Source organism: Actomonas aquatica (assembly GCF_019679435.2).
Lineage (GTDB): Bacteria > Verrucomicrobiota > Verrucomicrobiia > Opitutales > Opitutaceae > Actomonas > Actomonas aquatica.
In genome coordinates this window covers 578487-591615 of the sequence record NZ_CP139781.1, presented here as the reverse complement: position 1 = coordinate 591615, position 13129 = coordinate 578487, and the positions used below count along the sequence as shown (strand labels likewise).

The window sequence follows — 13129 nt, the reverse complement described above, 5'->3', positions numbered from 1 at the left end:
TTCATTTAGCCGTGTCCGACCTCACCGTTTCCCGTCTCCGTTGTGAATACCTCGTCGATCCGCTCGGGATCGATGAAACCGCGCCGCGCCTGAGCTGGGAGTTGGCCAGTGCGCGCCGCGGCGCGCGCCAAGTGGCCTACCAGGTGCGGGTCGCAAGCACGGTCGATCGGTTGCGGCAGGATCGGTGCGACCGCTGGGACAGCGGCCGGGTCGAATCGGCGCAGACCAGCCACATCAGCTACGCAGGCGTAGAGCTGTTGTCGCGCGAAGTCTGTGTGTGGGACGTCGAAGTGTGGGATGAAACCGGCGCGAGCGTGCGCTCAGAACCCGCGCGTTGGACGATGGGTTTGTTGGGCGCGTGCGACTGGGAAGCGCAATGGATCGCCGCGGATCCGGCGATCATCACGCGCGATCCCGAGGCGGTTGCCCCGACGCTGCTGGACCCCGGCACGCCGGGCTGTTTCCGACGGGAGTTTGAGCTGCCGGGTCAGGTGGCGCGGGCGACGGTGTATGCCAGTGCGCGCGGCCTGATCGCGTTGCGCGTCAACGGGCAGGCGGTGAGCGAAGACCTTTTCGCGCCGGAGTGGACCGACTACCAGCAGCGCATTCACTACCGTGCCTACGACGTCACGGCCTTGCTGCAGAGCGGCCGCAATTGTCTGGCGGCGACCTTGGGCGACGGCTGGTGGACCGGTTACGTAGGCTGGCAGGAACAGCGCGGTCGCTACGGCAGCCTGGAGAACAGTTTTATGGCGCAGCTGGAGGTGGAGCTCACCGACCGCTCGCGGGTCATCGTGTGCACCGACGGCCGCTGGAGCTGCGACACCGGCGCGATTCGGCAGAGTGATTTTCAAATGGGCGAGATCTGCGACGCGCGGCGGACCCAATCCGGTTGGGACGCCCCGGCGTTCGACGCACACTCCTGGTTGAGCGCGGTGGAAGTCGCCGCACCGCGCGTCGCATTGGTGGCGCAACGCAGCGAGCCAGTGCGCATCACCGAGACGATCGCGCCGTCGACTCACACCGAGATCGCGCCGGGCGTGCATCTCTACGATCTGGGCCAGAACATTTCGGGTTGGGCGCGACTCACGGTGGAGGCACCCGCTGGCACGCGGGTGCAACTGCGCTTCGGTGAGCGCCTTTCGCCCGATGGCACCCTCTACGTGGAAAACCTGCGCCGGGCCAAAGCGACCGACGTGTATGTGTGTCGTGGCGACGGCGTCGAAGTGTGGGAGCCGACCTTCACCTTCCATGGATTTCAATACGTCGAACTAACGGGGCTGCCAGCAGGCGCGGCGCCGCGGGCCGATGCGGTGCTGGGCTGTGTGGTGCATTCGGCGACGCCGATGACCGGCGAGTTCGCCTGTTCGCACGAGGGCGTCAACCGCCTCTGGCTCAATGGCCACTGGTCGCAGCGGGACAACTTCCTCACCGTGCCGACCGATTGCCCGCAGCGCGACGAACGGCTCGGCTGGATGGGCGATGCCCAGGTCTTCATGCGCACCGCCACCTGCAACGGCGATGTGGCCGCGTTTTTCACCAAGTGGATGCAGGACGTGGTGGATGCCCAGACCCCCGAGGGACTGTTCCCGGACGTCGCCCCGCGCATTCCGGAGCACATCAATTTCGTCGGCCTCGACGACCTGTGTGGCGGTGCGGGTTGGGCCGATGCCGGCGTGATCGTGCCGTGGACCATGTGGCGCGTTTACGGTGATACGCGAGTGGTGGAGAAATGCTGGGCCGCGATGACCGCGTGGCTCGACTACCTCGAGCGCACCAATCCCGACCACCTGCGCACCCGCGATCTGCGCAACAACTACGGCGACTGGTTGTGCATCCCTACCGACACGAGTTTCCGCACGCAGTCTCCGATGAAAAACCTGCTCGCCACCGCCTACTGGGCGAGTGACGCGACCAAGATGGCCGAGATGGCCACGGCGCTGGGTCGCGCCGACGACGCGACGCGTTTTGGCGCGATGGCGGACGCGGTGCGCGTCGCGTTTCAAAACGAATTCTGCGCGGGCGAGGGGAGGCTCAAGGTGGAAACCCAGACCGCCTACCTGCTCGCGCTCGCGTTTGACCTGGTCCCGCCCGATCAGCGTCAGGCGGCGGCGGCGCGTTTGGTGGAACTGATTCGCGACAACGACTGGCACCTCAGCACGGGCTTCATCGGCATCAGTTTCCTCAACCCGATTCTCACCCAAACCGGCCACGTCGACGTCGCCTACAAGCTCCTGCTGCAGGACACGTATCCGTCCTGGCTCTATCCGATCAAACACGGCGCCACCACCATCTGGGAGCGTTGGAACGGCTGGACGCACGAGGACGGGTTTTTCAACCCACACATGAACTCGTTCAACCACTACTCGCTCGGCTCGGTCGGCGAGTGGTTGTTCCGCTACGTGGCCGGCATCGAACTCGATCCGGCACAGCCCGGCTTCGGTCGCTTTGTGCTGCAACCTCACCTCGGCGACGGACTCGACTGGGCCCGCGCGACGCAGGGCACCATGCACGGCCCGATTTGCAGCGCCTGGCGCCGCGAGGACGATCGCTTCAGTTGGGAAGTGACGATTCCGGCCAACACCAGCGCCACCGTGCACATCCCGACCAGCGACCCGGCCACAGTGAATACGGATGGGCTGAGCGTCGACGCCACCGAGCCCGGCTTTGTGCGCTGCCAAGCCCCCGCCGGCACCTATCACTTTCATTCCCAAATCGGCTGATCCCGATCGTCTGAGCCCACCCCTCGTCCGTTTGTTTATCCCATGATGCCCCGACGCTTTGCCCTGACCCTGCTCCTCGCGAGCGCGCCCCTGGCGCACGCCGGAGAGAACGCCCTCATCGACACCACCCAGTCACCGCACGTGCAGTTTTACCTGCCCGATCTGGATGACGTGACCTGGAACGGAGGCCTGTTCGGCGACCGCTTCGACGTCTGCCGCGACGTCATGATTCCCCACATGTGGGACATATTTCGCGACCCGCATGAGAGCCACGCCTGGGACAATTTTCTGATGGCCGCCGGGCTGGGGGAGGGGCGCGGCGACGGCAAACCGCACGGGCCGTCCTTCAACGACGGCGACTTCCTCAAATGGTTCGAAGCGCTGGCGCAGGTTTACGCCGTGACCAAGGATCCGGCGATCGACGCCCGCATGGACGAAATGATCGCGGTGATCGGCGCCGCTCAGCGCGAGGACGGTTATCTGCACACCCACAAGATCGTGCCGCAACGCCGCGGCCAGACCGGCGCGAAAGCGGCCGAGTTTGAGGACCGGGAGCACTTTGAGACCTACAACATGGGCCACCTCATCACGACGGCCTGTATCCACTATCGTGCGACAGGAAAAACCAACCTGCTCGAGCTCGCGATCAAAGCCGCCGACTACATCGACCGCCTTTGCCAGGAGGTCCCGGAGGATCTGGCCCGCAACGCCATCTGCCCCTCGCACTACATGGGCGTCGTCGAGCTGTATCGCATCACCCGCGAACCGCGTTACCTGCAGCTGGCCGAGCAACTCATCGAAATCCGCAGCCTCGTGCCACCGGAGATCGGCAGCGATCACAACCAGGATCGGGTGCCGTTTCGCGAGATGACCGAAGCCGTGGGCCACGCCGTGCGCGCCAACTACCTCTATGCTGGCGTCGCCGATATCGTGGCGGAAAACGGCGATGCCTCGCTGTTGGATACCTTGGAGAAAATCGACGCCGACGTCGCCTCCCAGAAGCTTTACGTGACCGGCATGACCGGCGCGCTTTACGACGGTGCTTCCCCCGATGGATCGACCAAACACAGCTCGATCAAACTCGTGCATCAGGCCTACGGCCGCGATTACCAGTTGCCCAACCTGACGGCCTACAACGAAACCTGCGCCACCATCGGCTACGGCATGTGGATGTGGCGGCAGTTTATGGTCACCGGCGACGCGCAGGACGCCGACCTGTTTGAGCAGACGGTCTACAACGGCATCCTGCCCGGCATCAGTCTGGAGGGGCGGGACTATTTCTACGTGAACCCGCTGCGCAAGCTGCATGACTTCGACTGGCCGATGCGCTGGTCGCGCACGCGCATGCCCAACATCAAGTCCTCGTTCTGCTGCCCGCCCAACGTCGTGCGCACCATCGCCGAACTGCACAACTACGTGTATTCACTTTCCGATGACACGGTCTGGGTGAACCTTTACGCCGCCAGCACGCTCGATTCGCAGTGGACCAACGGTGACGCCATCAAACTCCGCCAGGAGACCAACTATCCCTGGGATGGTCGGATCAAGATCGTGATCGAAGCAGCGCCTGAGCACGAGGTCGCGCTCAAATTGCGCCTGCCGGGCTGGTTGAAGCCGGAAGGCACCCAGATTCAGATCAACGGCTCGCCCGTGCTCGCGCAGTTTGCGCCCGGCACCTACGCGGACTTGCCGCGGAAGTGGCAGGCCGGCGACACGGTGGAACTGGATTTCGCCTTCAAGCCCGTGCTCGTCGAAGCCAATCCCTTGGTGGAGGAGACGCTCAACCAAGTGGCGGTGCGTTACGGTCCGTTGGTGTATTGCCTGGAGGGCGACGACCTGCCGGAGGGCGTCGACCTGAAGGACGTGGCGCTCACGCTGCGTTCGACGGCCGCGTCCCCCCAGATCGAACCGCAGACCATCGCGGGCGCCCAAGTAATGACGATCACCCTGCCGGGCGAGCACGTGCAGCGGCCGGCGTGGGAACCGGGACAGCTCTACCGCGAGGTGGGCGCGCCGACCAGCGAGCCGATCCAGCTGACCTTCGTGCCTTACTACGCCTGGGGCAATCGCGGGGACACCGACATGAGCGTCTGGGTCCCGCTGCGGTAAACCTGAGCGCACCTTTTCCGCCGATGGAACGCATCACCGCCACGTATCTGATCGAGACGCCCAACGAGCCGGAACGCGCCGCCGCGGTGCTGGCCGGTGAACAGTCGTCGGGCACCTTTGTGGCGGTGCCGGGTGAGTCGGCCGAGCTCAAGGCCCGCTTCGCCGCCCGGGTCGAACGTATCAAACATCTGGAGACAGTGGCGCAACCGACCGTGCCGACCGGCCGCGCGCCGGCCGCGGCCTATCATCGCGCGGAGATCGAGGTGTCGTGGGCGGTGGAAAACTTCGGCGCGAATCTGCCGACCTTGATGTCGACCCTGCAGGGCAACCTCTACGAAATCGCCCAGTTTTCCGGGCTGAAGCTGCTCGATTTCACCGTGCCGGCAGGGTGGGGCGCGGCGTTTCGCGGCCCGCAATTTGGCGTGGCCGGCTGTCGGGCGCTCACGCAGGTGCAGGACCGCCCACTCATCGGCACCATCATCAAACCGAGTGTGGGTCTGTCGCCCGCGCAGACCGCGGCCATGGTGCAGGAGTTGATCGAGGCGGGCATCGATTTTTTGAAGGACGACGAGCTGATGGCGAACCCACCGCATTCGCCGTTCGACGAGCGAGTGGACGCCATCATGGCGGTGATCAACACCCACGCCGAACGCACCGGCCGCAAGCCGATGTATGCGTTCAACATCACCGATGAATTCGACGCCATGCAGCGGCACTACGACAAGGTCGTGGCGGCCGGCGGCACGGCGGTGATGCTGAGCCTGAACAGCGTCGGCCTGGTGGCGGGCAAGGCGATCTGTGACCGCGGTATGTTGGCGATCCACGGCCACCGCAATGGCTGGGGCATGCTCAACCGGCATCCGCTTTGGGGCATGGGTTTTGCGGCCTACCAAAAATACTGGCGGCTCGCTGGCGTGGATCAGCTGCACGTCAACGGCATCGCCAACAAGTTCTGGGAGCCGGACGATTCGGTCGTCGCCGCGATCAGCGCGTGCTTGGCGACGGAGCCTTTGGGCCGGCCGGTGTTGCCGGTGGTCTCGTCGGGCCAATGGGGCGGCCAGGCGCCGGAGACGTGGCGACGCACCCAGACCGTCGACCTGCTCTACATGGCCGGTGGTGGCATCCAGGCCCACCCGCAGGGACCCGCCGCCGGCGTGCGTGCGCTGCAACGCTGGTGGGAGGCCGCGGTCGCCGGGATGGACGTCGCGGCAGCCGTTGCGCGTTACCCGGAGTTGGCCCAATCGTTGGAGAAGTTTGGTGGTAAACCCAAAGCGGCGTCGTGAGTGCGCCCGCGAACATCCTGCGTCTCGCGTTCTTCGGCGATGACTTCACCGGCTCGACCGACGCGTTGGAGTCGCTGACCCGGGCCGGGCTGCGCACCGCGTTGTTTTTGGAGCCGCCGACACCGGAACAACTCGCGGCGCTCGACGAACCACTCGACGCGATCGGCGTCGCCGGACTCACCCGTTCGTTGGCGTCCGCCGAAATGGAGGCCGTCTTGCGGCCCGCGCTCACGGCGCTGCGGGAACTCGGTCCGCGGCACGTGCACTACAAGGTGTGTTCGACCTTCGATTCCTCGCCGACCGTGGGCAGCATTGGCCGCGCGCTCGAAATCGGTCGCGAGGTCTTTGCGCAGCGTTGGGTGCCGCTGTTGGTGGGGGCACCGGCGCTCGGGCGCTACGTGGTATTCGGCAACCTCTTTGCGCGCTTCGGCATCGGCAGCGCGGGCGCGATTCATCGTCTCGATAGGCATCCCGCCATGATGGCGCATCCGGTGACGCCGATGCACGAAGCCGACCTGTTGCAGCACCTCGCGGCACAGACGACCTTGCCCGGTGCGCTGCTCGATGTGTTGGCATTGGATGGCGACGCGGAGGCGGCGCTCGAACAGTTGCTGGCCGACGAGGCGCTGGCCGTGGTGCTCTTCGATGGACTCACGCCAGCGCACTTGGAGACGGCCGGGCGCCTGATCGACGAAGCGCGGGCGAAATCGGCCGGTCCGGGCCCTTGGTTTTCGGTCGGATCATCGGCCGTGAGCGTGGCGTTGGCCGGGCAGGGCGCTGCGCCGCAATGGCCGACACCGGAATCGGTGGCGCCGTTGCTGGTGGTGTCCGGGAGCTGTTCGCCGGTCACGGCCGGGCAGATCACGTGGGCGGCGGAAAACGAGTTTAAGATTCTCACCGTCGATGCGGCGGAACCCGATTGGGCGACGGTGCAGCGGCGCGCCATCGAAGCGATGCAACTCGGCCGTTCCGTGGTGATCTGCACGAGCCTCGGTCCCGTCGAAACGGTAGTGCCGGCGGCGACCCTCGGCCCGACGCTGGGCTGGGTGGCCGGTGAAATCCTGCGCGAGACCGGAGGCCGTCGACTGCTCGTCGCGGGCGGCGACACCTCCAGCTACGTCGGCCGCGCCTTGGGCATCGAAAGCCTGCGCATGGTGGCGCCGTTGGCGCCGGGGGCGCCCTTGTGCGCGGCGCGCGGTGCGTCGCTGCCGGTGCCATCGCTCGAAGTGGTTTTTAAAGGCGGCCAAGTCGGCGCGCCGGACTTTTTCGCGGCCGTGCGCCGCGGTTGCCTCTGAAAACAACCCTCGCGAAACCGTCCTCGAAATGACCCGAACGCCGATGGCTCCGAAATGCAGACCCGAAGCCCCCGTTCCCACCGCCGAATCGCGGCGGCGGGTAGGGCGCGACCGCTGGGCGCGCCGTGGTGGGCGGGGCCTCCTGCCGGAGGCGGACGGCCCAGCGGTCCGTCCCTACCTTTCGCCGCCACGATTCACCCGCTAACCTCAATCAATCCCATCATGCCCCGCAAAACCCTCGCACTCGTCCATACCTCGGCGACCCTCGTGCCGATTTTTCAGCAGCTCTGTCGGGAACTGCTACCGGAGGTGGAGACCTTCAACATCGTCGACGACAGTCTGGTGCGGGCGATCGGGCAAAAGGGCGAGCTGACGGCCGACATCACGCGCCGCGTGGGGGCCTACATCACGTCGGCCGAAGCGGGTGGGGCGGATCAGGTGCTGGTGACGTGTTCGTCGATCGGGCCCGCGGTGGAAGCGTCGGCGCCGTTTGTCAGCGTGCCGGTGCTGCGGGTCGATCAACCGATGGCCGACCTCGCGGTGCGCACCGGCAAACGGATCGGCGTGATCGCGACCTTGCCCACGACCTTGGCGCCAACGGCCGATCTGGTGCGGCGACGCGCGGTGCAGGCCGGAGCAACGATCGAGTTGACCGAGCGCCTGTGTGTGGGCGCGTTTGAAGCGCTGATGGACGGCGATGCATCGACTCACGATCGCATCGTGGCGGAGGCGCTGCAGGAACTCGCAGGCGCGGTGGACGTGATCCTGTTGGCGCAGGCTTCGATGGCGCGGGTGGTGGACGGGCTGGCAGTGGAAGACCGCCGTGTGCCGATTCTGGCGAGTCCGCGCCTGGCGGTGGAGCACCTCGCCACCGTGCTCTGAGTTAGCCGCGTGCCCACCGACGGACGGTGGGGCGGCGTGCGGTGCGCCGCCGTGAAGCAGATTTTTTGGATCAGTTACCCCTTACCCTATGACGTTCCCCAAATGCTGTTTGTGGGCCGGTTCCGCCGGTCTGGTGCTGGTGTGTGTCGGCCTCGCGCTGGGGCAACCTAGACTGTGGATGCCGGCGGCGGCGGTGGTGGCCGTTGCCTTGGCGATTGGGCTCGGCGCGGTGCCGACGTTGGCGACCTATCGATACACGGCGTGGATCATCGCCGCGGTGGTGGTGGCGATGCTGTATCCGGGCGCGTTTCAGCGCTGGGGCGGGCTGGATTTGCGGCACAAATGGCTGGTGCTGGCCGTGGTGCAGGCGGTGATGTTTGGCATGGGCACGCAGATGAGCCTGCGGGATTTCGCCGGCGTGCTGAAGATGCCGTGGGGCGTGGTCGTCGCGGTCGGGTGCCAGTTTCTGATCATGCCGCTGACGGGATGGGCGCTGACGCGCGTCTTCGCCATGCCGCCGGAAATCGCTGCCGGTGTAATCCTGATCGGGGCCTGTTCCAGCGGCCTGGCGTCGAACGTGATGTGTTATCTCGCGGGCGCGAATCTGGCGCTGTCGGTCACGGCCACGGCGGTGGCGACGATGCTGGCCCCGGTGATGACGCCGTTGTGGATGAAGCTGTTAGCCGGGGAGTTGGTGGAGGTGAGTTTTGCGAAAATGATGACCGAGATCGTGAAGATTGTCGTGGTGCCGATCGGGGCGGCGCTGTTGCACGATTTCCTCAAGCGAGCGTCACGGCCGGCGCAGGTGCGGGTCGCGCGGGCGCAGGTCCTGGGCGGGGTGTTGGCGGTGTTTCTTTTCCTGACGCGGGCGCAATCCTGGCGGACGGGGCTGGCGGACGGCGCGCAATTGGCGGTGGAGCTCCTCGGATTTCTTGGTGGAGCAGTGGCGTTTGGCGCCAGTTATCACGCGCTGACACGCCTGTCGCCGCGGGTGGAGCAGCTGATGCCGCGCTTATCGATGATCGGCATCGTGTATTTTACGCTCGTGACCACCGCGGCCGGGCGGGATGCGCTGTTGGCGGTCGGGGCCACGCTGGTGCTGGTGGCGATCCTGCACAATGGGGCCGGATATCTGCTGGGGTATGGACTGAGCCGGGTGGCGGGACTGGATGTGCAATCGGCGCGCACGGTGGCGATCGAAGTCGGGCTGCAGAACGGCGGCATGGCGTCGGGCTTGGCTGGGGCGATGGGCAAGCTGGCCACGGTCGGGTTGGCGTCGGCGGTATTCAGCCCGTGGATGAATATCTCCGGATCGCTGCTGGCCAACGTGTGGCGCCGCCGACCGCCGTCAGGGTCGGGCAGCTAACCGCCAACGACCCAACAGTGCACCAGAGCCCAAAAAGGGACGTGCCGAAACGAAAGCCTCACCGAGCCAGCCATTTCCGTATTAGACATAATGTTTATTGTGCGTAGTTAGGGGCGGAAAATCGGGAGGTTCCCGAAAATGAGCCCGGTCGCCGAAAATTTGGCGGGTTGATTTGTAGGGCTCGACCTTGCGTCGAGCCGTCGCACCGGATGATGCCGCCACAAGTATCCGACCGGCGTGTTCCCGGCTCGACACGAGGTCGAGCCCTACACCAAACCCGTTAAGGGTGTTCGCTCCTTAGGGCGCGATGCCCCAGTGGCTCGTGAATGGATAATAGATGAACAACGGACGACCGACGACGTCCTCGGCGGGAATCGCGCCCCAGTAACGGCCGTCCAGGCTGCTCGCGGAATTATCGCCGAGCGCAAAATAATGATCCTCCGGCACCCGGATGATATCACCGCGTTCCATGTCCTCCTCATTCCGATAACCCGGGAAGTTGTCTTCCCGACGGGCATTTTTGCCAAAGGCTTCAGCCCCTTCAATTGGCTCGCCGTTGCGATACAGCACGGGCTCTTTGATCTCCAACTCGTCACCCGGCACGCCCACCAGCCGCTTGATGTAGTATTGGTCTTTGGGGGTTCCGGGCGGCATTCTCGCATGCAGCCGCGTGAGTGACTTGGTGCGGAAAACAAAACCATCGCCGACACTCGGTTTCACGAAGTGATAACTGATGCGATCCACGAAGAGCTGGTCACCGGTGAGGATATCGAAGGCCAGGATACGATCGCCTGTTTTGGCCCGCACATCGGTATCGATCACGTAACCTCGTCCGGCGACCTGATGCACCCGCGGATCGCTCCGCGACGGCCAGCCATCCAAATCCGGGAAAAAGACGTCGCTGAGCAGCTGGTCGATATTGAAGTCGGCCGGCACCGTAAATCGGACCGGCGTGTTCCCTACCCGCAATTCGACCTCACGCAATTTGGCCGGAATCACGAACCACTTGCGGCCCTGCACTTCGCGGTGTGGCAGGATGATTTTTACCGTGCCACTCGCCGGTGCATCCACGCGAACGGGTTTAGCGAGCTGCGATATAAAACGCACGCCCTGCATGGCGGTGCCCGGCTCTTCCTCGGACGACCGGAAAATATCGGCCGTCATGCCGTTGTAGCTCGGCCACATCGAGTTGGTCGGGATCTTGAACGGCTGCACAAAATACGCGCGGATGCCGAGGATCACGATCGCGGCCACGAGGAAGAATTCGACGTATTCGACCAGCGACTTTTTGGGGTAAAACGAGCCGCCGGTTTTGCGCAGAACTTCCTCGAGATGCTCGATCGAGAGCTTGAGTTCGCTGGCGTCGGCTTTGTCGCGGAGCTGCTTTTTCAGCTTCTGCTGCGCGTGTTGCAGCTCGGTCAGATCAGCGGCCGGCAGGACGTCACTGCGGTAGTCCTCCACCTTTTCCGCGAGCTCCAGCCAGTTGGTGGCATGGGATCGCATCTTGCGTTCTTGGGAGGCGAAAGGACCAAACACGATGAGAAGGATTAGGAGTTAACCACGAAACACACGAAAAACACGAAAGATAAAGAAATGAGCGGATCCGAGGAGCTGTCGGTCGGTTTCGTGTATTTCGGGTGTTTCGTGGTCATCAAAATACGTCCTACGGTTCCTCAGTTTTTGAGGACCTGGATGAAGGCGTCGGGCGGGATCGAGACTTTGCCGATGAGCTTCATCTTGCGCTTACCTTCCTTCTGCTTCTCGAGCAGTTTGCGCTTTCGGGTGATGTCACCGCCATAACACTTCGCGGTCACATCCTTGCGCATGACGCGGACATTTTCGCGGGCGACGACGTTGCCGCCGATGGCGGCCTGGATGGCGACCTTAAACATCTGCGGCGGGATGATGTCGGCTAGTTTTTCGCAAAGCTCCCTGCCCTTCCCCTGCGCTTTTTCGCGGTGCACGATGGTGGAGAAGGCGTCGACCGGGTCGCCGTTGATGAGGATGTCCATCTTCACCAGGTCGCTCTCGCGGTAGTCACCGAGCTCGTAATCCATCGAGCCGTAACCGCGGGTGATGCTCTTCAGGCGGTCGTTAAAATCGACGAGGATCTCGTTCAGCGGCAGCGTGCAGGTGAGCATGATGCGCGAGGCGTCGAGCGTGTCGGTGTGATCGATCGTGCCGCGCTTCTCCATCACCAGGGACATGATGTCGCCCATGGAGGTGTTGGGGATGTGAATCGAGGCCTTGATGGTCGGCTCGTGGATCTCGTCGATCGAGCTCGGATCCGGCAGCATGACGGGATTGTCGACCTCGATCATGTCCTTGCCGGCTGGATACACGTGGTAAACCACGCTCGGATAGGTGGAGATGATGTCGACGTCGTGCTCGCGGCGAATGCGCTCCTGGATGATCTCCATGTGCAGGAGGCCGAGGAAGCCGCAGCGGAAACCGAAACCGAGGGCGAGCGAGCTCTCCGACTGGTAAACGAAGGCAGCGTCGTTGAGACGCAGACGACCGAGCGCGGCCTTGAGCTTCTCGTAGTCATTGGATTCGAGCGGATAGATGCCGCAGAACACCATGGGGCGCACCTCCTGATAACCCGGCAGCATCTCGGTGGCGGGTCGGATGGACGTCGTGATGGTGTCGCCGGTGTTGATCTCGGCGGTGTCCTTGATGGTCGAAACGATGTAACCCACGTCGCCGGCATCGAGGGACGGCTTCTTGGTCATCTTCGGGGTGAAGACGCCGACCTCTTTGATTTCGCTCTTCAGGCCGGTGCTCATGAGCTGCAGGTGCTCACCGGGCTTGAGGCTGCCGGAGAACACGCGGGCGTAGGCGATCACACCGCGGTAGGAATCGTAGAGTGAATCGAAGACTAGGGCGCGGGTGTGCGGGTGGTCGTGCCAGCGCGGCGGCGGGATCTGCTTCACCACGGCCTCGAGGATGTCGTCGATGCCGATGCCGGACTTGCCGCTGGCGAGGATGGCCTCCTCGGCCGGGATCATGAGGATGTCCTCGAGCTGTTGGGTGCAGAGTTCGAGGTTGGCGCTCGGCAGGTCGATCTTGTTGATGACCGGGATCACCTTGAGGTTCTGCGAAAACGCCAGGTGGGCGTTGGCCACGGTCTGGGCTTCGACGCCCTGGGCGGCATCGATCAGGAGCAGCGCCCCTTCACAGGCCGCCAGACTGCGCGAGACCTCGTAGGAGAAGTCCACGTGGCCGGGCGTATCCATCAGGTTGAGTTTGTAGACGTGCCCATCCTTGGCCGGATAGTTCATCGTCACAGGGTGACTCTTGATGGTGATGCCGCGCTCCCGCTCGAGATCCATGGCGTCGAGATGCTGCGCGGTGAGCACGCGCTGTTCGACGGTGCGGGTGTGCTCGAGCAAACGATCCGACAAGGTGGTCTTGCCGTGGTCGACGTGGGCGATGATGCAAAAATTGCGAGTGAGAGAAACGTCCATGGAG

Annotated in this window: 8 protein-coding genes; 6 read left to right on the top strand and 2 right to left on the bottom strand. The window is 64.3% G+C overall.

The features are described from left to right. Positions 1-11 precede the first annotated feature (11 nt). From K1X11_RS02345 to K1X11_RS02320, 6 genes are all read left to right on the top strand, one after another. Positions 12-2723 (top strand): family 78 glycoside hydrolase catalytic domain, encoded by a 2712-nt coding sequence (locus K1X11_RS02345; protein ID WP_221028743.1) that lies wholly within the window; start codon positions 12-14, stop codon positions 2721-2723. Between the two features lie 42 nt (positions 2724-2765). Next, on the top strand, positions 2766-4832 hold the full coding sequence (locus tag K1X11_RS02340) for a glycoside hydrolase family 127 protein (protein ID WP_221028744.1): 2067 nt from the start codon (positions 2766-2768) through the stop codon (positions 4830-4832). 23 nt (positions 4833-4855) lie between these two features. Further along, positions 4856-6115 (top strand): ribulose-bisphosphate carboxylase large subunit family protein, encoded by a 1260-nt coding sequence (locus tag K1X11_RS02335; RefSeq protein WP_221028745.1) that lies wholly within the window; start codon positions 4856-4858, stop codon positions 6113-6115. Then, entirely contained in the window at positions 6112-7410 is a 1299-nt protein-coding gene (locus K1X11_RS02330) for a four-carbon acid sugar kinase family protein (protein WP_221028746.1), read from the top strand. The genes K1X11_RS02335 and K1X11_RS02330 overlap by 4 nt, the downstream gene beginning before the upstream one ends. Before the next feature lie 222 nt (positions 7411-7632). Then, on the top strand, positions 7633-8292 hold the full coding sequence (locus K1X11_RS02325) for an aspartate/glutamate racemase family protein (protein WP_221028747.1): 660 nt from the start codon (positions 7633-7635) through the stop codon (positions 8290-8292). Positions 8293-8380: 88 nt separating this feature from the next. Then, the gene (locus tag K1X11_RS02320; RefSeq protein ID WP_221028748.1) at positions 8381-9658 is read left to right on the top strand and encodes a bile acid:sodium symporter family protein; all 1278 of its coding nucleotides are present in this window, start codon (positions 8381-8383) and stop codon (positions 9656-9658) included. 297 nt (positions 9659-9955) lie between these two features. On the opposite strand, the gene lepB is transcribed toward K1X11_RS02320, so the two are convergent. Both lepB and lepA read right to left on the bottom strand, forming a co-directional pair. Then, positions 9956-11194, bottom strand: coding sequence for a signal peptidase I (gene lepB, locus K1X11_RS02315; RefSeq protein ID WP_221028749.1), 1239 nt, complete (start codon positions 11192-11194; stop codon positions 9956-9958). A gap of 137 nt (positions 11195-11331) precedes the next feature. Then, entirely contained in the window at positions 11332-13125 is a 1794-nt protein-coding gene (lepA, locus tag K1X11_RS02310) for a translation elongation factor 4 (protein WP_221028750.1), read from the bottom strand. Between the last annotated feature and the right edge of the window lie 4 nt (positions 13126-13129).